We start from the raw sequence: 20,346 nt of genomic DNA, 5'->3' as shown, positions 1-20,346 counted from the left end.
AGTGGTCTCCAACTGCTCGGGGTGGTGGGCCGGGGTGCCGGCCGCAGGTCACGAGGTCTCGCGTCAGGTCTGGTGTCAGCTCTGGCGTCGCAGCGGCCCCTCTGGCGGCCGCCGCGATCCGCGGCGGGCGCGTGCGGGCAGGCTCACGCCGCTCGCGCAACGGCGTCGATGCTACGCCACGGTGCCACGCGGCCGCCAAAGCGTCGGTGGGGTCCGGCGCGAGCGCCCGTCAACGGCGCGTGCCGCCCGGTGGTCGCCGCACGCCCCGGGTGGGCGGCTCGGTGGCCGGGTCCTCGGGCCAGGCGTGCTTGGGGTACCGGCCGCGCAGCTCGGCACGCACCTGCGGGTAGCCGGTGCGCCAGAACGACTCCAGGTCGGCGGTCACCGCGGCCGGCCGGCCGGCCGGTGAGAGCAGGTGGAGCAGCAGCGGCACCCGTCCCGCGGCGAGCCGCGGCGTGCGGCGCCACCCGAACGTCTCCTGCAGCCGGACGGCGAGCACGGGCTGGTCGGGCCCGTAGTCGACGCGCACGCTGCTGCCGCTGGGCACGGTGACGCGCTCGGGGGCGAGCTCGTCGAGCCGCGCGGCGGCCGGCCAGGGCAGGAGGCGGCGCAGCGCCGCGACGAGGTCGAGGCGGCGCAGGTCGTCGGCGCGGCGCACCCGGGACAGCTCGGGTCCGAGCCACGCCGCGAGGTCGGACGCCAGGGCGTCGTCGGACACGTCCGGCCACGGCTCGCCGAGGGCCGTGTGCAGGAAGGCGAGGCGCCGGCGCAGCGCGGTGGCCGCGGGCGACCACGGCAGGACGGCGACGCCGTCGCGCTCCAGGCCGGCGCGCACCGCCTCGGCGACGAGCGCGGGGTCCGGGCGGGTGAGGGTGGCGCCGGCCAGCTCGATCGCGCCGAGCGTCGTGGTGCGCCGGGCGACCACGCGGCCGTCGACCCACTCCACCACGTCCTGCTCGGCCAGCAGCGCGGGCGCGGCCCGGCGGGCCAGGTCCTCGTCCAGCGGCGCGGCGGAACGGACCGTGGCGTCGCGCCGGCCCGCCGACCGGTCGGCGTCGGCCACCGCCAGCCACGGCGCGCCGGCCAGCGCGGACGCCCCGGGCGGCAGCACCGCCCCGGTCCCCGAGGCCATGAGGTAGGTCGCGCCACCGGCCCGCAGCCGCGCGACACGGTCCGGGTGGGCCAGGGCGACGACCAGCCCGACGGCGTGGTCGTCGTCCAGCACCTGGCGTCCGGGCGACGCGCCGCCGTCGCCGCGGGGCAGGGCCGCCAGCAGCCGGCGGGTCGCCTGCGCCCACGCGGCGGCACCAGGGCCGCCGCGGCGCAGGTCCCGCAGCGACGCGGTCAGGTCGCCGCCGGGTGCCCGCACGTCCTCGCCCAGCAGCGCGACCACCTCGGCCGCGCGCCGCGCGCCGACCAGCGGGGCCGCGTCGAGCAGGGCGCGGGCGAGCCGCGGGTCGGTGCCCAGGCCCGCGATCACCCGGCCACGGGCGGTCACGGCGCCGTGGGCGTCGACCGCCCCGAGGGCGGCGAGGGTGCCGCGCGCCAGCGTCAGGGCGGCCGCCGGGGGGCGGTCCAGCAGGGCCAGGTCGGCGCCGTCGGGGCTGCCCCAGCAGGCCAGCTCCAGGGCGAAGGCGGTCAGGTCGGCGGTGGCGATCTCGGGTCGGGGCTGCGGCTCCAGGCGGGCGTGGTCGGCCGGCGACCAGCAGCGGTACACCGCGCCCGGACCCTGGCGTCCGGCCCGCCCGGCGCGCTGGGTCGCACCGGACCGGCTGACCCGGACCGTGACCAGCCCGGCCAGGCCCCGGCGGTGGTCGGTCCGCGGCTCGCGCGCCAGCCCGGCGTCGACGACGACCCGCACACCGGGGACGGTGAGCGAGGACTCGGCCACCGCGGTCGCGACGACGACCCGACGGCGCGGTCCGGCGGTCAGGGCGAGGTCCTGCTCGTCAGGGCTCAGCCGACCGTGCAGCGGGCGCACGTCGGCGCCGGCACCACCCAGCCGGCGCACCACCCCGGCGACCTCACCGGCCCCCGGGACGAACACCAGCACGTCACCGGCACGCTCGCGCAGCGCCCGGCGGGTGCATGCCGCGACGTGGTCGAGGAACGCCGGGGTCACACCCCGGTCGTCCTGCGCCAGGACGCCGCGGGGCGGTGGGGCCCACACCCGCTCGACGGGGTGCAGCGACGCGGGCGCCTCGACCACGGGCGACGGCGCCCCGCCGCCGAGGACGGCAGCCGTCTGGTCCGCGTCGAGCGTCGCCGACATCGCGACCACGGGGAGCTCGCGCAGGTGACTGCGCACGTCGACCATCAGCGCGAGGCACAGGTCGGCGTCCAGGTGCCGCTCGTGGACCTCGTCGAGCACGACGGCGCCCACCCCCGGCAGCTCGGGGTCGGCCTGCAGCCGGCGCAGGAGAAGCCCGGTGGTGACCACCTCGACCCGGGTGCCGGGGCCGCTGCGGTGGTCCCCGCGCACGGCGTAGCCGACCGTCGCCCCGACCGGCTCGCCGAGCAGTGCGGCGAGCCGGCGCGCGGCGGCCCGCACCGCCAGGCGCCGCGGCTGGGTGACGACGACGCGTCCGTCGATCTCGGCCGCCAGCGCCGGCGGCACGAGGGTGGTCTTCCCGGCTCCGGGCGGTGCGAGCAGCACGGCCGTGCCGCGCTCGGCCACCGCGCCGACCAGACGCGGCAGCGCTGCGCCGACGGGCAGGTCGGGCGGCTCGCGGAGCAGGCGCCGCAGCGCGTCGTCGGTCACCGCGGGCCCTTCGTCGGTGCAGTGTCGGGCTGGCGGGATTCGAACCCGCGACCTCTCGGTCCCAAACCGAGCGCGCTACCAACCTGCGCCACAGCCCGTGGCCCGGCGAGTCTAGTCGCCGTGCACGTCGGCCCTGGCGTGGGCGCTACCGTCGTGGTGCCAGGACGTGCCGTCGCGCCGGGAACCGTCCCGGGCCCCGGCGCGTTCGCAGGCACAGGAGCACTCTCCGCGACCACTCGAGCGCCGCGAGCCGGCCCACCCCTAGGAGCACCCGACGTGAGCAACCGCAAGGCCGACACCGCCGAGCGCAAGGCCCGAGTCGCGGCCATGCAGGCCGCCCAGCGCAAGGCCGAGCGTCGGCGGACGTCGATCATCGCCGCGATCGTCGGCGTCGTCGTGCTCGCCCTGGTGGCCGTGACGCTGGTCGTCGTGCTGCAGCAGAACGCCCGCAACTCCGCCGAGGAGGACCGGATCGAGGAGCTCGCCGGGCAGGACATCGAGGACGTCCAGACGTTCACCGACCTCGCCAGCACCCACGTCCAGACCCCGGTCGAGTACGAGCAGGTCCCGCCGGTCGGCGGCGACCACAACCCGGTCTGGCAGAACTGCGGGGTGTACTCCGAGCCGGTCCAGAACGTCAACGCGGTGCACTCCCTGGAGCACGGCGCCGTGTGGATCACCTACGACCCCGAGCTGCCGGCCGACGAGGTCGAGGCGCTCGAGGCGCGGGCGGCGTCCAACAACTACGTGCTCGTGTCCCCGTACGAGGGCCTGCCCAGCCCCGTCGTCGCCAGCGCGTGGGGCCTGCAGCTGCAGCTCGAGGACGCGTCCGACGAGCGCCTGGACGCCTTCGTCCGCAAGTACGTGCGCGGGGAGCAGACGCCGGAGCCCGGCGCGGCCTGCTCCGGCGGTGTCGGGACGCCGGAGTGAGTCGGCGCCTGGTCGCCGTCGTCGCCCTGCTGACCGTGACGGCGCTCGCCGTCGGTGTGCTGGTCGGCTCGGTGCTGAACCGGCCCTCCGTGCTGGCCGTCCCGGCCGACACCTCGGCCGAGGCCGGCTTCGCGCGCGACATGCAGGCGCACCACAGCCAGGCCGTCGAGCTGTCCCGGTTGGTGCGGGACCGCACCGACGACGAGGAGGTCCGGCTGCTCGCTCAGGACATCATGCTCACCCAGCAGAACCAGGCCGGGCAGATGGCCGGCTGGCTGGCCACCTGGGGACTGCCGCAGTCCGCGAGCCGCCCGCCCATGGCGTGGGTCACCGGGGACCACGGCCACGCGATGACGGCGTCCGACGAAGCCGACGGGGCGACCGGGTTCGCCGCCATGCCGGGCTGGGTCAGCGACGAGGACCTGGCCCGCCTGACCGCGGCGCAGGGCGAGGAGGCCGAGCGCCTCTACCTGCAGCTGATGATCCCGCACCACCAGGGCGGGGTGGAGATGGCCGAGATGGCCCTGGACCAGGTGACCGCGCCGCAGGTCCGGACCCTCGCGGACGCCATCGTGCGGTCGCAGCAGGCCGAGATCACCGTGCTCGAGTCGATGCTCGCCGAGCGCGGCGGCCCGGTGGCCTGACCCCGCCGGCGGACCCGCTACCCTGGTCCCGCTGACCGGCCGTGCCGGTCGCGCGGGTGTAGCTCAATGGTAGAGCCCCAGTCTTCCAAACTGGCTACGCGAGTTCGATTCTCGTCACCCGCTCCACCCGCCGGGTCGCCGGGCACGACGTCGGCCCGCGATGCCTCCGGCGCCCGGTGCAGCGCGATGAGGACGAGGGGTGCGGTCGGTGGTCCTGGAGGGGTGGTCCTTCGGGGCGTGGACGGCCGGGGCATGGACCACCGGGGCGTTCGTCGTCGTCGAGCTGCTGCTGCTCGGCCTCGCCCTGGTCGTCGTTCCGCACGGACGACGCCCCTCCTCGGCGCTCGCCTGGATCCTGCTGTTCGTGCTCGTGCCCGTCGCCGGGGCGCTGTTCTTCGCGGTCATCGGCAGCCCCCGGCTGCCGCGCCGACGCCAGGGCAAGCAACGGACCATGAACGCCCGGATCGGCGCCCGGGCACGCGACGTCCCCCCGGAGCTCGACCCGCCCGGCGGGCACCCGGGCGCGCCGCAGTGGCTCGCCTCGGTGGCCGGCCTGAACCGCACGCTCGGGGCCATGCCGATGCTCGGCGGCAACGACGCGCACCTGCTGACCGGGTCGGGCGACCAGCTCGCCGCCCTCGTCGAGGCCGTGGCCGGGGCGCGGCGCTACGTGCACGTCGAGTTCTACATCCTGTGCCTGGACACCACGACGGCGCCGTTCTTCGCGGCCCTCGCCGACGCCATCCGGCGCGGTGTGCAGGTCCGGGTGCTGCTCGACCACCTCGGTTCGCGGGGGTACGGCGGCCACCGCGCGACCCTCGCCGAGCTCGACCGGATCGGGGTCGAGTGGCACCTGATGCTCCCGGTCCAGCCGCTGCGGGGCCGCTACCAGCGCCCGGACCTGCGCAACCACCGCAAGCTCGTCGTCGTCGACGGCGAGGTGGCCTTCCTGGGGTCGCTCAACATGATCGACCCCAGCTACAACCGGGCGGCCAACCGGCGTCGGGGCCTGGTGTGGCGGGACCTGCTGGTCCGGCTGCAGGGGCCCGCGGTGCACGAGGTGGACGCCCTCTTCGTCACCGACTGGTTCAGCGAGACCGACGAGGTGCTCGCCACGACGCGCGATCCGCAGGGCGTGCGGGCGGCCGGGGACCTGCTGTGCCAGGTGGTGCCCAGCGGCCCCGGCTTCGAGGTCGAGAACAACCTCGTGCTGTTCAACACCCTGATCTACCGCGCGGAGCGCCGGCTGAGCATCACCAGCCCGTACTTCGTGCCCGACGAGTCGCTGCTGATGGCGATCACCACCGCGGCGCGGCGCGGCGTCGCCGTGGAGATGTTCGTCGGCGAGGTCGGCGACCAGCGGGTGGTCTTCCACGCCCAGCACTCCTACTACCGGGCGCTGCTGGAGGCCGGCGTCCGGGTGTACCTCTACCCGGCCCCGTCGATCCTGCACGCCAAGCACCTGACGGTCGACGACGACGTCACCGTGGTCGGGTCCTCCAACATGGACATGCGCTCGTTCGTGCTCGCGCTCGAGGTCTCGGTCATGACGTGCGGCCGCGCGTTCGCCGACCAGCTGCGCGCGCTCGAGGACTCCTACCGCGCCGTGTCCCGCGAGCTCACGCTGGCCGAGTGGTCGCGGCAGTCGTTCGCCCACCGGGTGGTGGACGGCCTGGCCCGGCTGACCTCCGCCGTGCAGTGAGCCCCGCGCTCAGGGGCCGTCGCGGTGCTCGAGGCCTTCGGCCAGCCTGCCCAGCGCGGCGGCCAGTGCCTCGCGGGCGGCGGGGTCCCACCCCGCGAGTGCCCGGTCGAGCACGGTCGCACCCGCGAGGGTGATCCGCCGGTGCACCTGGGCGCCGCGCGGGGTGAGCGTCAGCGCGAACGCGCGGCGGTCCCCGGGCTCGGGCGTCCGGGCGACCAGTCCGCGGTCCTCCAGACGGCGGACCTGGGTCGTGATCGTCGACCGGTCGACGCCCTGCCACGTCGCCAGGTCCGACGCCCGCACCGGTTGCCGGTCGTGGACGGCGGTGAGCAGCCAGGAGTCCGTGAGCGTCAGCTCCGCCCCGGCGGGGCCGAGCAGGTCACGCCGGACGTCACCGCGGCCGGCCCACCGCAGCACCCGACCGAGCGCGTCGTTGACCGCCAGTGCTGCCGCCACCCGCCGAGCCGCGTCGTCGTCGCCAGGCCCGTCGCCAGGCCCGTCGGCCGCGCTGGTCATGCCGGCAGCGTAAACCGGTTGGGCGGATCCAACAGTGGGCGCTCGTCCACGGTAGGGCGAGGCCGACCGCGGGACCCGGCCGACCGTCGGACCGGCGCGCGGCGTCGGCTCACGGCGGCGTCAGCTCAGCGCGACGGCGCACTCCTCGTCGCCGGCCGCACGCCCGGACAGCACGGTGTCCTCGATGTCGACCACCTCGACGTTGAGCGACGTCAGCCCCAGCCTCTCGCCGACCGCGGAGGCGGTGTCGCAGACCTGCAGCACGGCCGGGTCGCCGGGCAGCAGGCGGGTCGAGACGACCACCGACTCCCCCGCCACGTCGACGCGGATGATCTCGGCGTACCAGGACTGCTCCTCGGCCGCCTCGTTGAAGGCGTCCACGACCTCGACGTTCACGCCGTCGTCCCCCGCCTCCTGCTGGTCCTGGTCCGGCTCGTCGTCGACGTCGGGCTCGACCTGCCCGGCCACCGTCTCCCCCGCCGCCAGCGGTGCGGCGAGCTCGGGGTAGATCTCGGGGTCCAGGTGGCCGGTCTCGCCGGTCGCGCACCCGCCCAGGAGCAGCGCAGCGGCGGCGGCGGTCACGAGAGTTCGCTTCATGGTGGGCCTTTCGTCGTCGGGCGTGCTGGCACCAGCCTGCCGCAGGCGCGGCGATCGTGTGCGCCGAGACCCGCCGGTGGGCGGCGGTCGCCGTCTTGGCACCCGCCGAGCCCAGCCGATACGGTCACCGCAGCCACGCCACCGACGAGCGAGAAGGGACCACCGTGCACCGCTGCCACCGGGGTCGGTCCCTCGCCGCGCACACCGGGGCGCTGCACGGCTGTCGGTGTCGGTAGAGCGCTGACCCCTGCCTCGCCGCCCGCGCGACGACGGTCAGCGCTCGCCCCACCCGCCACCGCGCCCGCCCACCGCAGACCCGCACGGCCGCGGGGACCGCGCCCCCGTGCAGGCCGTGCGCACGAGCACCGCCGGTCGCAGGAGCCCGACGGCCCCGGCTCCCGGCTCCCGGCTCCCGGGAACACCCGGCCCGCGCCCCGACGTTCCACCCCCAGCTCACCGGCCGCCCGGCGGCTCCGCATCCGAGAAGAGGACCCATGGCCCGCATCTATGACGACGTCACCGCACTGGTCGGCAACACCCCGCTGGTCCGGCTCAACCGACTGACCGAGGGCGCCGGCGCCACCGTCGTGGCCAAGCTCGAGTTCTACAACCCGGCCAGCTCGGTCAAGGACCGCATCGGCGTCGCGATCATCGACGCCGCCGAGGCCTCCGGCGAGCTGCCGCCCGGCGGCACCATCGTCGAGGCGACCTCGGGCAACACCGGCATCGCGCTCGCGATGGTCGGCGCGGCGCGTGGCTACGACGTCGTGCTCGCGATGCCGGAGACGATGTCGAAGGAGCGCCGTGCGCTGCTGCGCGCCTACGGCGCCGAGCTGGTCCTGACCCCCGGCGCCGGCGGCATGCGGGGCGCCGTCGAGCAGGCCGAGCAGATCGTCGCCGAGCGCCCGGGCGCGATCCTGGCGCGCCAGTTCGCCAACGCCGCCAACCCCGAGATCCACCGCCGCACGACGGCGGAGGAGATCTGGGCCGACACCGACGGCGCCGTGGACGTGGTGGTCGCCGGCATCGGCACCGGCGGCACCATCACCGGGGTGGGCCAGGTGCTCAAGGAGCGCAAGCCCGGTGTGCAGATCATCGGGGTCGAGCCGGCCGAGTCCCCGATCCTCAACGGCGGCGCTCCCGGACCGCACAAGATCCAGGGCATCGGCGCCAACTTCGTGCCGGAGATCCTCGACCGCGAGGTCTACGACGAGATCATCGACGTCGACGCCGACACCTCGGTCGCCGTCGCGCGCGACGCCGCCCGGCGCGAGGGACTGCTGGTCGGGCTCTCGTCCGGCGCGGCGGTGCACGCGGCCGTCCAGGTGGCCCACCGCCCCGAGAACGCGGGCAAGCTCATCGTGGTCATCGTGCCCTCCTACGGCGAGCGGTACCTGTCCTCCATCCTCTACGCCGACCTCCTCGACTGACGCGGCCGCCCGCTCCGATGACACGACTGCTCCCATGACACGACTGCGCCGCTTCCTCGGTGTGCTGCGCGAGGACCTGGACGCGGCGGTCCGGCGCGACCCCGCCGCCCGGTCGCTCGCCGAGGTGGCCCTCGGCTACCCCGGGGTGCACGCCGTCTGGGGCTACCGAGTCGCGCACCGGATGTGGCGCGAGCCGGGTCTGCGGCTGCCCGCCCGACTGCTCTCGCAGGCGGTGCGGGCGGCCACCGGGATCGAGATCCACCCCGGCGCGCGCATCGGCCGACGCCTGTTCATCGACCACGGCATGGGCGTGGTCATCGGCGAGACCGCCGAGGTCGGCGACGACGTCGTGCTCTTCCACGGCGCGACGCTGGGCGGCAAGGCGATGCGGCGCGGGAAACGGCACCCCAGCCTGGGCGACGGCGTCGTGGTGGGGGCGGGGGCGAAGGTGCTGGGGCCGGTGTGGATCGGCGACGGCGCGCAGATCGGCGCGAACGCCGTCGTGATCGCCGACGTCCCGCCGGGGTCGGTCGCGGTCGGCGTGCCCGCCCGGGTCCGCACCCAGCCCCGTACGCTGCCCGATGCCGCGGACGTCGACGACCCGGCGATGTACATCTGAGGTCCGGGCAGCGGCCGCCGGACCCATCGACACCGGAGGCAGCGATGCGCCTGGGGTACCACACCGGCTACTGGTCGGCCGGACCGCCCCCGGGTGCCGCCGAGGCGGTCGTGGCGGCGGACGATCTCGGGTTCGACTCGGTGTGGACCGCCGAGGCGTACGGCTCGGACGCCCTCACCCCGCTCGCGTGGTGGGGGGCGCGCACCCGGCGCGTCCGGCTGGGCACCGCGATCGCGCAGATGGCCGCGCGCACCCCGACGGCGGCGGCGATGGCCGCGCTCACCCTCGACCACCTCTCGGGCGGGCGGTTCACGCTCGGCCTGGGCGCGTCCGGCCCGCAGGTGGTGGAGGGCTGGTACGGCCAGCCGTACCCGCGCCCGCTGGCCCGGACCCGGGAGTACGTCGCAGTCGTGCGCGACGTACTGCGGCGCGAGGCGCCGGTGACCGCGGACGGGGAGTTCTACCGGCTGCCGTACCCCGGTGGTGCGGGGCTGGGCAAGCCGCTGCGCTCGACCGTGCACCCGCTGCGGGCCGACCTGCCGATCCACCTCGCCGCGCAGGGACCGCGCAACATCGCCCTCGCCGCCGAGATCGCCGACGGCTGGCTGCCGCTGTTCTACTCCCCGCGGATGGACGCCACCTTCCGCGAGCACCTCGCCGACGGCTTCGCCCGGCGGGACGGCGCGCGCTCGCCGGCCGAGGGCTTCGAGGTCACCGCCACCGTCCCCGTCGTGCTCGGCGACGACGTCGAGCGGGCCGCCGACGTCGTGCGGCCGTTCGTCGCGCTGTACGCGGGCGGGATGGGGGCACCGGGAGCCAACTTCCACCGCGACGCGCTGGACCGGCTCGGCTACGGGGACGTGTGCGACGAGGTGCAGGCGCACTACCTCGCCGGTCGCCGGGCCGAGGCGGCCGCCGCGGTGCCGCTCGAGCTCGTGCAGGAGATCGCCCTGGTCGGGCCGGCCGACGTCGTCCGGGCGCAGCTGCCGGCCTGGCGCTCCACGGCGGTGACGACGCTGCTCGTGCAGACGGACCCGCGAGCGCTGCCCGAGGTGGCGCGCGTGCTGGGCGAGGGGTGAGGCAGGGCGCCCTGACGGGGACTACGAGCCGAGCACGATCAGGCTGTCCCCCGTCCCGTCACCGGGGCGCCCGACGGCCGCCACCCGGTTGCCCGCACGGCTGAGGAAGTCCGCGTCGGCGGGCAGCGGCGCCCGCCACAGCCGGTCGCCGTCGGCCAGGTCGTAGGCGGTCAGGCGCAGCCGCCCGTCCGCACCGGTGCCGCGCAGGGCGACCCGCAGCCCGTCGGTGTACGCCTCGCCGCGCTGCGGCTCCTCGCCCGGGTCGAGCGCGACGTCCCATCGCGGCTCACCGGTGAGCAGGTCCAGCGCCCGCAGCCGACCGTCCGCGGTGACCACCACCTGACCGGCGAGCGACACGAGCACGCGGGCCGGCGCCGGTCGCTCCCACAGCGAGGCCCCGGTCGCCACGTCGACCGCGCGTAGTCGCTCCTCGCCCCGGGTGAGCAGCAGCAGGATCCCCGGCACGCTCGCGTCGTCGACGTCCGGCTGGACCGGGGCTCCCCCGAGGTCGGGACCCGCGGCGCCGTCGGGCGTGTACCAGCGGCCCGCGTACCGCGACGCCCAGATGCCGAAGCCGGCGCCCGGTCGGCTCACCACCCGGGCGGTCTCGGTCGGGGTGCCGACCGCGGCCGGTCGGGTGTCCACCGCACCTCGTGCGAGCTCGCGGCCGTCGGACGCGTCCAGGACGACGGTCCGGGACCCCTCGAGGACGACGACCGCACGGTCGCCCGAGGTCAGCGAAGCCGACATCGGGCCGACGTCGCGCACGGGCACCGCCCAGCGCAGCTGGCCGGTGACGACGTCGCGCCGCGACACGGCGAGCGCGTCCGCGACGTCGGGGTCCCGCTGGGCCACGACGACGTCGCCGTCGACGGCGCCCATCCCGGTCACGACACCTGGCGTCTCCACGGGCGCGAGCCGGTCCCCGGTGCGCACGTCCACGGCGTCCAGCCCGCCGAAGAACGTCGCGCCACCCCCCGCACCGAGGCCCGAGCACAGCACCGTGCCACCGCCGCGACCTGCGCCTGTCCCGGTGCGTGCGCCTGTGCTGCTCCCCGCGGGGACGACCAGCGGGCACTGCACGGCGTCCACCGGGACGCCGTCGGCCACGGGCACGGCCCACCGCCGCGCACCGGAGCCCAGGTCCCGGCCGACGACGGCTGCCTCGCGCGGGTCGACGGTCACCAGCACGCCCCCCACCGCGGTGACCGCCTCGGTGGCCGCCGTGCGCCACCGCTCCTCGAGCGGCTCGGCGAGCGAGGCCACCACACCGGGGACGTCCGAGAACGCCTCGAGCCGGGCTCGCTCGCGGCGCTCCCCGACCAGGTCGGCCACCGCCAGCACCGCCACGACCAGCACGACGCCGGCCGCGACCCACCGCGCCCGCCGTCGACGACGCCGGACCGCGCCGGCCTCGTCGGGTCCGCCGGGACTCCCCGCTGGGCCGCCCGGCCCGGCCCCGCGTCCCGTCCGGCGCCCGTCCTCGGCCGGTCCGTCGTCGAGCACCACCTCGACCGGACGCTCGTCGCCCCGTGCCATCGGCCCACCCTAGGCACGACGGTCGCCCGGCGGTCCCCCGCCGGCGCGAGCGTGGCGCCGCGCCGGCGTGGAGCGGGTCAGCCGAGGACGGCGACGCTCTCGATGCGGTCCCCGTCGAGCGGACCCACCACGACGATCCGGTCCCCGAGCACCGCCACGGTGTGCGAGCCCGGCGGCAGGGGCGAGGTCCAGAGCCGGCGACCGTCCGCCAGCCGGATGGTCGCCAGCTGCAGCGCGTCGTCGCCGGACCGGACCGGCACGGCGATCCGCACCCCGTCGGTGAACGGGTCGGTGAGCAGGGGCTCGCCGGCGTCGCCGAGCGGCGTCGACCAGTGCGGTTCGCCGGTCTGCAGGTCCCACGCCGCGATCGCTCCGTCGTCGCCGACCACCACCACGCGCCCGCCCATCCGCATCAGGACCTGGGACGGCTCCGCCCGCTCCCAGCGCACCCTTCCGGTGGCGACGTCCACACCACGCAGGCGGTCGCCGTCCGACGAGCGCAGGAGCACCACCCCGGGCGCGCTGCCGTCGTCGACGTCGACGTCCACCGGCTCCCCGTCCAGCGCGGCGCCCGGGGTGCCGTCCGGCCGGTACCAGCGCCCGGACGCCGGCGACGGCCACACGCCGAACCCGGTGCCGGGATGGCTGACGACCCGCACGCGGGTGACGGCGGCTCCGGCCCCCGTGGTGTCCCCGACCCAGCGACCGACCTCGCGGCCGTCCCGGGCGTCCAGCACCACCGACGTGGCACCCTCGACCGCGACGACGGCGGAGTCGCCATGCACGTCGAGCAGGCCGAGCCCACGCGACAGGCCGAGGTCACCCATCGGAGCACGCCACCGCTCGGTGCCGTCGGGGAGGGCGTGCCGGGCGACCGTCAGCCGCCCGTCCAGCACGCCGACCAGCACCACGTCCTGCTCGACCGCTGCTCCGGCCACCAGGTTCGTGGGACCCGGCATCCGGTCCCCCACCGCGCCGTCGGTCGCGTCGACGGGGCGCAGGACCAGCCCACCGGCACCCGGGGGGCCGCCGTCACCGACCCCCACGCACAGGAGCGTGCCCGGTCCGTCGGCGGCCGGGACGGTGTCGCACCCGGCGTAGCCGTCCGGCGTCGGCAGCGACCACCGCTGCTCGCCCGTCGACGCGTCCAGACCCACCAGCGCGTCGTCCCGGACGGTGACCACGCGGCCGGGCACCCCGGTGATGCCGGACCGACGGGGCAGCCGCCACAGCTCGGCGAGCGGCTCGGGCAGCGGGCGCACCAGCCCCGGGACGTCCGCCACGGCCGCGAGGGCCGCCCGCTCCCGACGCTCCGCGACGACGTCGGCGAACCCGAGCACGGCGACGACCACCGCGAGCACCGCGGCCAGCCCGGCGAGCCGTCGGCGGCTGCGGGTGCGGGTGGGGGCCACGGTGCCGGCCGCGGCCTGGTCGGCGACCGGTGCTCCCGCCGCCACCGGCTCCTCGGCGAGCACGACCTCGACCAGATCCGGCCGGGGCCGGCCGGGCTGCCTGGCCATCACCCGGCCAGCCTAGGCGCGTCCACCGACGCGTCCACTGGGCGATCACCGCTTTGCCTCCGCCACCATCCGGCAGTACTGTCGGCCCAGTTCCCACCTGCTGAACTTTTCTATCTCAGCATCTGATACCGAGAGGAGGCAGCGCCATGAAGGCTCGCTCGCACGCGACCATGGCGCTGCTCATGCCGGCCGCGACCCCCGCCCCGGGCGGTCCGGCCGGCTGCTGTCCGCGGCCCTGTCGCGCCGCCTGACCGCCCGGCCCGCACCGGCAGCCCGCACGAGCTGCCCGCACCGGCTACCCGCAGGCACCGGGCCTCGCCCCGGTCCCGGCTCCGCCGCCGCCCCAGCGCCCGCACCCCCTCCTCGGCAAGGACACCCATGTCGCTCACCGGCCTCTCCCGCCCCACCACCGGCGCCGGCGCCGCCCTGCCCGTCTCGCTGCAGGGCGTCGGACGCACCTTCGCCACCCCCACCGGCGCACGCACCGTGCTCGCCGACGTCGAGCTCGACCTGCGGGCGGGCGAGATCGTCGCGCTGATCGGTCCGTCCGGCTGCGGCAAGTCGACCCTGCTGCGTCAGGTCAGCCGGCTGGACAACCCCGACCGCGGGGCGATCCTGGTCGGCGGCACGAGCGCGGGAGGGGTCGACCCGCGCTGCGCGGTCGCCTTCCAGGAGCCGCGCCTGCTGCCGTGGCGCACGCTGCGCCAGAACGTCGCGCTCGGCCTGCCGGCCGGCACGGCCAAGGCCGCCGGCGCCGCCCGCGTCGACGCGCTGCTGCACCTGGTCGGGCTCGAGGCGAGCGCCGGCCTGCGTCCCCGGCAGGTGTCCGGCGGCATGGCGCAGCGGGCCGCCCTCGCCCGGGCGCTCGCCCGGGACCCCGGCGTGCTGCTGCTCGACGAGCCGTTCGGTGCCCTGGACGCCCTGACCCGGCTGAAGATGCAGGACCTGCTGCTGGAGGTGCACGCGGCCGAGCCGACCACCGTCCTGCTCGTGACGCACGACGTCGAGGAGGCGCTGTACCTGGCCGACCGCGTCGTCCTGCTCGGCACGCCCACCGCCCACGACCCGCGGTCGGTCCGGCGGGTCATCGAGGTCCCCGGCGACCGTCCCCGCGACCGCGCGTCCGGGTCCCTCGCCGAGCTGCGCGCCGAGCTCCTCGAGGGGCTCGGGGTCGACACCCACCACACCCGGCGCACGTCGACGGACCCGCACGCGCGCACGGATCAGCACGAGCCCACCGCAGCCCCCGCCGGACCGCACGACACCGCCCTCGCGGGCTCCGCCCCGCGCCTGCCCCACGCCACCCGCTCCACCCTCGACTCGGAGATCTCACGATGAACGCACGACGCCCCCTGACCTTCACCGCGACCGCACTCGCCGCCGCCCTGATGCTCAGCGGCTGCGTCGCGGGCGAGGGCTCCGCGGAGGCCGCCGACGCCGCCCCCGACACCTCGGGTGCCGCCGCGACCAGCGAGTGGAGCGACGACGAGCTGACGGTCGACTTCGCCACCTACAACCCGCTCAGCCTCATCATCAAGGACCAGGGCTGGCTCGAGGAGACGCTCGGCGACGACGTCGAGGTGACCTGGCTGCAGTCCGCCGGCTCCAACAAGGCGAACGAGGCGCTGCGCGCCGGGGCCGTCGACGTCGGCTCGACCGCGGGCTCCGCGGCCCTGCTCGCCCGGGCCAACGGCTCGCCGATCAAGACGATCGACATCTACTCCCAGCCGGAGTGGTCGGCGATCGTGGTGCCGGCCGACTCCTCCATCACCGACGTCTCGCAGCTCGCGGGCACGTCCGTCGCCGCGACCAAGGGCACCGACCCGTACTTCTTCCTGCTGCAGTCCCTGGAGGAGGCGGGCCTGGCGCTGTCGGACGTGGAGGTGCAGAACCTGCAGCACGCGGACGGCAAGACGGCCCTGGAGAACGGCAGCGTGCAGGCGTGGGCCGGGCTGGACCCGCTGATGGCCGCGAGCGAGGCGACCGCCGGCTCGAAGCTGATCTACCGCAACATCGACTTCAACACCTACGGGTTCCTCAACGCGACCGAGTCGTTCCTCGAGGAGAACCCCGACCTCGCCCAGGTGGTCGTCGACGCCTACGAGAAGGCCCGCGCCTGGGCGCAGGAGAACCCCGAGGAGGTCGTGCGGATCCTGTCGGAGGTCGCCGGGATCGACCCCGTGGTCGCGGAGAAGGTGATCATCGAGCGCACGAACCTCGGGGTCGACCCGGTCCCCGGCCAGGCCCAGCTCGACGTGCTCGAGGTCGTCGGCCCGATCTTCGTCGAGTCCGGTGACGTCGCCAGCCAGGCCGACATCGACCGGGCGCTCGACAGCCTGCTCGAGCCCAGCCTGGCCGAGCAGGCGGACCCGTCCGCCATCGCCGGCTCCTGACCTCGCCGACGGCCCTGAGCCGTCACCGCCCGCACGTCCGAGCCCGCGCCGACCGGCGCCGAAGGGACCCACGATGACCATCCCCGGAGCCACCGGGACCGGGCCCGTCGTCGACCGAGACGGCCGTCCGCTGACCGGTCTGAACCAGTTCGACGCGGGGCCGGGCCGGCCGGGCGGGACCGGCCGGCCCGGCACCGACGGCGCCGATCCCGACACGACGGCCCCCACCCGGGGCTCCGGGCTGGACCGCCGTGGGGTCCGCATCGTCGGCGGAGCGCTCGTGCCGCTGCTGCTGGTGGCGGTCTGGCACTGGGTCACCGCCACCGGCATCGTGCCGTCCTACCGCCTGGCCGGCCCGACGGCGGTCGTGCAGGCCGCCGTCGACCTCGCCCAGCGCGGGGAGCTGTACCAGCACGTGGCCATCTCGGTGCAGCGCGTCCTGCTGGGCTTCGCGATCGGCGCCGTCCTCGGTCTGCTCGCGGGGGCCGTCGTCGGGCTGTCACGGGTCGCGGACATGCTGATGGCGCCCACGCTGGGCGCCATCCGCGCCGTCCCGTCGCTCGCGTGGGTCCCCCTGCTCATCCTGTGGATGCAGATCGGCGAGGACTCGAAGGTCACGCTCATCGCGATCGGGTCCTTCTTCCCCGTCTACACGACGGTCGCCGCGTCCCTGCGCCACGTCGACCGCCACCTGGTGGAGGTGGGTCGTGCCTACGGGCTGCGCGGACCGCGGCTGTTCACGACCGTCCAGCTGCCGGCGGTGCTGCCCAGCGTCATCTCGGGGCTGCGCCTGGCGATGGCCCAGGCGTGGCTGTTCCTGGTCGCGGCCGAGCTCATCGCGTCGTCGATGGGGCTCGGGTTCGTCCTCACCGACTCCCAGAACAACGGCCGGATCGACCGCATGCTGCTCGCCATCGTGCTGCTCGCGCTGCTCGGCAAGATCACCGACTCGCTCATCGGCCTGGCCGAGAAGCGCCTGCTGCGGCGGTGGTCGTGACCGCGACCACCCCCACCGAGGCGCGCCACCGCACCTACCCGCCGCCGCCCGCGCTGGCCGCGACCGCGAACGTCACGGCCGACGCGTACGCCGACGCCGAGGCGGACCCGGTCGCGTTCTGGGAACGTGCCGCGGACCGGCTCGTGTGGGCGCAGCGCTGGCACACCGCGCACACCTGGTCCCCGGCCACCCGCGGCGAGCCCACCCCCGAGCACCCCGACGGCGAGCTCAGCGTCCCGGTCGCGCAGTGGTTCCTGGGCGGCCGGCTCAACGTGGCGGTGAACTGCGTGGACCGGCACGTCGCCGAAGGCCGCGGGGACACCGTCGCGCTGCACTTCGAGGGCGAGCCCGGGGACCGGCGCACGGTCACGTACGCCGACCTCCAGCGGGAGGTGTCCCGGGCCGCCAACGCGCTGCTGGCCCTGGGCGTCACCGCGGGCGACCGGGTGGTCGTCTACCTGCCGGTGCTGGTCGAGACCGTCGTCGTCACGCTGGCCATCGCCCGGATCGGCGCGATCCACTCCCTGGTGTTCGGCGGCTTCTCCGCCGAGGCCGTCCGGTACCGGCTCGAGGACACCGGCGCCAAGCTCCTGGTGACCAGCGACGGCCAGTTCCGCCGCGGCCAGGCGGTGGCCACCAAGGCCGCCGCCGACGCCGCCGTCGCGGGCCTGCCCGGCGCCGACGCCGACGGGCGCGGCTCCGCCGTCGAGCACGTGCTCGTGGTCCGCAGAACCGGGAGCGACACCCCCGACGTCCCCTGGACCGAGGAGCGGGACGTGTGGTGGCACGACGCGATGGCCGCCGCGGACGACGTCCACGAGCCCGAGGCCTTCGACTCCGAGACGCCGCTGTTCATCATCTACACCTCCGGGACGACCGGGAAGCCCAAGGGGCTGGTGCACACGTCCGGCGGGTACCTCACCGGCGCGTCCTACACCCACTGGGCGCACTTCGACGCCAAGCCCGACGACGTCCACTGGTGCACCGCGGACCTCGCCTGGGTGACGGCGCACACCTACGAGATCTACGGGCCGCTCGCGAACGGCCTGACCCAGGTGATCTACGAGGGCACGCCCGCCGTCCCGACGCCGGACCGCCACTTCGAGATCATCGAGCGGTACGGCGTGACCACGTACTACACGGCGCCCACCCTCATCCGCACGTTCATGACCTGGTTCCCCGGCGGTCCGCCGCCCGAGCACGACCTGTCCTCGATCCGGCTGCTGGGCACCGTCGGGGAGTCCATCAACCCCGAGGCGTGGGCCTGGTTCCACCGGCACCTCGGCGCCGGCGCCGCCCCGGTCGTGGACACCTGGTGGCAGTCCGAGACGGGCAGCGCCGTGATCGCGCCGCTGCCCGGGGTCACGACGCTCAAGCCCGGGTCCGCGACCCACCCCTCCCCCGGCAGCTCGGTCCGCGTGGTGGACGACGCCGGCGACGACGTCGCCCCGGGCGAGCACGGGCTGCTGGTCATCGACCGGCCGTGGCCGTCGATGGCCCGCACGATCTGGGGCGACCCGGAGCGCTACCGCGACGCCTACTGGGCGAGGTTCGCCGACCGCGGCCTGTTCTTCGCCGGTGACGGCGCCCGGTACGACGAGGACGGGCACCTGTGGGTCCTGGGCCGGGTGGACGAGGTCATCAACGTCTCCGGTCACCGGCTGTCCACCATCGAGATCGAGTCGGCGCTGGTCGCGCACCCGGCCGTCGGCGAGGCCGGGGTCACCGGGGTGGCCGACCCGGTCACCGGGCAGGCCGTCGCCGCGTTCGTCGTCCCGGCCGTCCCGCCCGCGCCCGCCCCCGACGACGTCGCCGGCTGGCGGCCGGAGCACCTCGCCGCCTGGCGCGCCGAGTCCGACCGGCTGCGGGCCGTGCTGCGCGACCACGTCGCCCGCGAGATCGGCCCCATCGCCAAGCCCCGCGACGTCGTCGTCGTCCCGGAGGTCCCCAAGACGAGGTCCGGGAAGATCCTGCGCCGCCTGCTTGCTGACCTGGTGGCCCGCAACCCGCTGGGCGACACGACCTCCTTGCAGAACCCCTGGGCCGTCGCGCAGGTCGACACCGTCCTGCACGCGCCCGCGTCGAGCCCGTCGTCTGAGAGGACACCCACCGCATGACCGACCGCCGCTGGGGCTTCCGCACCCGCGCCCTGCACGCCGGGGGCGTCCCCGACGCCACGACCGGCGCCCGTGCCGTCCCCATCTACCAGACGACGTCGTTCGTCTTCAACGACACCAACGACGCCGCGAACCTGTTCGCCCTGCAGAAGTACGGCAACATCTACTCGCGCATCGGCAACCCGACCGTGGCCGCGCTCGAGGAGCGCATCGCCTCGCTCGAGGGCGGCATCGGAGCGGTGGCGACGTCGTCCGGCATGGCGGCGGAGTTCATCACCTTCGCCGCCCTCGTCGGCGCCGGGGACCACGTCGTCGCCGCGGCGTCGCTGTACGGCGGGACGGTCACCCAGCTCGACGTGACCCTGCGCCGGTTCGGCGTCGAGACGACGTTCGTCGGCGGCACCGACCCGGCCGACTACGCGGCGGCGATCCGCCCGGAGACCAAGGTCGTCTACGCCGAGGTCATCGCCAACCCCTCCGGGGAGATCACCGACCTCGCGGGCCTGGCCGAGGTGGCGCACGCCGCGGGCGTCCCCCTGGTCATCGACGCGACCCTGGCCACGCCCTACCTGGTGCGGCCGATCGAGCACGGTGCGGACATCGTCATCCACTCGGTCACCAAGTTCCTCGGCGGGCACGGCACGACGCTCGGCGGCGTGGTGGTCGAGAGCGGGCGGTTCGACTGGGGCAACGGGAAGTTCCCGCAGATGACCGAGCCGGTGCCGTCCTACGGCGGCGTCAGCTGGTGGGAGAACTTCGGCGAGTACGGGTTCCTCACCAAGCTGCGCAGCGAGCAGCTGCGCGACATCGGCCCCTCGCTGTCCCCGCAGTCCGCGTTCAACCTCCTCCAGGGTGTCGAGACCCTGCCGCAGCGCCTGGACGCGCAGATCGCGAACGCGCGCGCCGTGGCCGAGTGGCTCGAGGCCGACGAGCGGGTCGCCTACGTCAACTGGGCCGGGCTGCCCAGCCACCCGCACCACGAGCGGGCCCAGCACTACCTGCCGCAGGGACCCGGCGCGGTCTTCGCCTTCGGGCTGCGCGACACCGCCGACCGGTCCGGCCGCGAGGTGGGCCGCCGGTTCATCGAGTCGCTGCAGCTCGCCAGCCACCTGGCGAACGTCGGTGACGCGCGGACCCTGGTCATCCACCCGGCGTCCACCACGCACCAGCAGCTCTCGGCGGAGCAGCTCGCGGTCGCGGGCGTGCCGCAGGACCTGGTGCGGATCAGCGTCGGGCTCGAGGACGTCGAGGACATCCTGTGGGACCTCGACCAGGCGCTGACCGCCGCGACGGCGTCCGACGCGGACGGTGCCGGCGACGCCTCCGATGCCGCCGGTGGCGGCATCGCGGGCACGGGGCGCACCGCCCCCGCGATCGACGAGGCGCTGCCCGGCGCACTCGAGGGGGTGACGGCATGAGCGACTCCTGCGCCCTGCCCGGCGCCCGTCCCGTCCCCGGCGAGGTCGACGCGCCCAGCACCACCGGCTCCGCGGGCGCGACCG

16 protein-coding genes and 2 tRNA genes are annotated in these 20,346 nt (G+C 75.8%); 12 read left to right on the top strand and 6 right to left on the bottom strand.

Going from position 1 to position 20,346, the window contains the following annotated elements; genetic code table 11:
- Positions 1-229: 229 nt before the first annotated feature.
- Positions 230-2,761: an ATP-dependent helicase HrpB gene (gene hrpB / locus Q0840_RS14650; RefSeq protein ID WP_298460639.1), complete on the bottom strand. Its 2,532-nt coding sequence runs from the start codon at positions 2,759-2,761 to the stop codon at positions 230-232.
- A 24-nt stretch (positions 2,762-2,785) separates the two neighbouring features.
- Positions 2,786-2,859: transfer RNA gene (locus Q0840_RS14645), tRNA-Pro, on the bottom strand.
- Between the two features lie 178 nt (positions 2,860-3,037).
- Between Q0840_RS14645 and Q0840_RS14640 the strand changes: the two genes are divergently transcribed.
- The 4 genes from Q0840_RS14640 to cls all read left to right on the top strand — a co-directional run bounded on the left by Q0840_RS14640 (position 3,038) and on the right by cls (position 6,037).
- Positions 3,038-3,691, top strand: coding sequence for a DUF3105 domain-containing protein (locus Q0840_RS14640; RefSeq protein ID WP_298460637.1), 654 nt, complete (start codon positions 3,038-3,040; stop codon positions 3,689-3,691).
- Positions 3,688-4,335 carry a DUF305 domain-containing protein gene (locus tag Q0840_RS14635; RefSeq protein WP_298460634.1) on the top strand — a complete coding sequence of 216 codons (648 nt, stop codon included), beginning with the start codon at positions 3,688-3,690 and terminating at the stop codon, positions 4,333-4,335. Before Q0840_RS14640 ends, Q0840_RS14635 begins: the two co-directional genes overlap by 4 nt.
- Before the next feature lie 52 nt (positions 4,336-4,387).
- Positions 4,388-4,461: transfer RNA gene (locus Q0840_RS14630), tRNA-Gly, on the top strand.
- Positions 4,462-4,543: 82 nt separating this feature from the next.
- Positions 4,544-6,037 (top strand): cardiolipin synthase, encoded by a 1,494-nt coding sequence (cls, locus tag Q0840_RS14625; RefSeq protein WP_298460699.1) that lies wholly within the window; start codon positions 4,544-4,546, stop codon positions 6,035-6,037.
- 9 nt (positions 6,038-6,046) lie between these two features.
- Here the strand turns inward: cls and Q0840_RS14620 are convergent, their stop codons facing one another.
- Positions 6,047-6,553, bottom strand: coding sequence for a MarR family winged helix-turn-helix transcriptional regulator (locus Q0840_RS14620; protein WP_298460632.1), 507 nt, complete (start codon positions 6,551-6,553; stop codon positions 6,047-6,049).
- 120 nt (positions 6,554-6,673) lie between these two features.
- On the bottom strand, positions 6,674-7,150 hold the full coding sequence (locus tag Q0840_RS14615; RefSeq protein WP_298460630.1) for a hypothetical protein: 477 nt from the start codon (positions 7,148-7,150) through the stop codon (positions 6,674-6,676).
- A gap of 494 nt (positions 7,151-7,644) precedes the next feature.
- Between Q0840_RS14615 and cysK the strand changes: the two genes are divergently transcribed.
- Genes cysK through Q0840_RS14600 form a run of 3 tightly spaced genes read left to right on the top strand, consistent with a single transcriptional unit; the run spans position 7,645 to position 10,278 of the window.
- Positions 7,645-8,580 (top strand): cysteine synthase A, encoded by a 936-nt coding sequence (gene cysK, locus Q0840_RS14610; protein WP_298460628.1) that lies wholly within the window; start codon positions 7,645-7,647, stop codon positions 8,578-8,580.
- Positions 8,581-8,614: 34 nt separating this feature from the next.
- Positions 8,615-9,199, top strand: a complete 585-nt coding sequence (epsC, locus tag Q0840_RS14605) for a serine O-acetyltransferase EpsC (protein ID WP_298460626.1) — start codon at positions 8,615-8,617, stop codon at positions 9,197-9,199.
- A gap of 44 nt (positions 9,200-9,243) precedes the next feature.
- A complete protein-coding gene (locus Q0840_RS14600) occupies positions 9,244-10,278 on the top strand; it encodes an LLM class F420-dependent oxidoreductase (protein ID WP_298460624.1) in 1,035 nt (344 codons plus the stop codon).
- A 21-nt stretch (positions 10,279-10,299) separates the two neighbouring features.
- Here Q0840_RS14600 and Q0840_RS14595 read toward each other — a convergent pair whose 3' ends face one another.
- Together Q0840_RS14595 and Q0840_RS14590 are read right to left on the bottom strand one after the other, a co-directional pair.
- Complete coding sequence (locus Q0840_RS14595) at positions 10,300-11,817, bottom strand: PQQ-binding-like beta-propeller repeat protein (RefSeq protein ID WP_298460622.1); 1,518 nt, start codon at positions 11,815-11,817, stop codon at positions 10,300-10,302.
- Positions 11,818-11,894: 77 nt separating this feature from the next.
- On the bottom strand, positions 11,895-13,337 hold the full coding sequence (locus Q0840_RS14590) for a PQQ-binding-like beta-propeller repeat protein (RefSeq protein ID WP_298460620.1): 1,443 nt from the start codon (positions 13,335-13,337) through the stop codon (positions 11,895-11,897).
- A gap of 378 nt (positions 13,338-13,715) precedes the next feature.
- Here Q0840_RS14590 and Q0840_RS14585 point away from each other — a divergent pair, with 378 nt between their 5' ends.
- The 5 genes from Q0840_RS14585 (at position 13,716) to Q0840_RS14565 (ending at position 20,262) form a co-directional block, all read left to right on the top strand.
- Entirely contained in the window at positions 13,716-14,675 is a 960-nt protein-coding gene (locus tag Q0840_RS14585) for an ABC transporter ATP-binding protein (RefSeq protein ID WP_298460619.1), read from the top strand.
- A complete protein-coding gene (locus Q0840_RS14580) occupies positions 14,672-15,730 on the top strand; it encodes an aliphatic sulfonate ABC transporter substrate-binding protein (RefSeq protein ID WP_298460617.1) in 1,059 nt (352 codons plus the stop codon). The genes Q0840_RS14585 and Q0840_RS14580 overlap by 4 nt, the downstream gene beginning before the upstream one ends.
- A gap of 79 nt (positions 15,731-15,809) precedes the next feature.
- Positions 15,810-16,727, top strand: a complete 918-nt coding sequence (locus tag Q0840_RS14575) for an ABC transporter permease (protein WP_298460698.1) — start codon at positions 15,810-15,812, stop codon at positions 16,725-16,727.
- Positions 16,724-18,844 carry an acetate--CoA ligase gene (gene acs / locus Q0840_RS14570; RefSeq protein WP_298460615.1) on the top strand — a complete coding sequence of 707 codons (2,121 nt, stop codon included), beginning with the start codon at positions 16,724-16,726 and terminating at the stop codon, positions 18,842-18,844. The genes Q0840_RS14575 and acs overlap by 4 nt, the downstream gene beginning before the upstream one ends.
- A complete protein-coding gene (locus tag Q0840_RS14565; RefSeq protein ID WP_298460613.1) occupies positions 18,841-20,262 on the top strand; it encodes an O-acetylhomoserine aminocarboxypropyltransferase/cysteine synthase family protein in 1,422 nt (473 codons plus the stop codon). Before acs ends, Q0840_RS14565 begins: the two co-directional genes overlap by 4 nt.
- The last annotated feature ends 84 nt before the right edge of the window (positions 20,263-20,346 follow it).

This window comes from uncultured Cellulomonas sp. (assembly GCF_947494015.1).
Taxonomy (GTDB): domain Bacteria; phylum Actinomycetota; class Actinomycetes; order Actinomycetales; family Cellulomonadaceae; genus Pengzhenrongella.
This window is presented reverse-complemented; position numbering and strand designations above follow the sequence as displayed.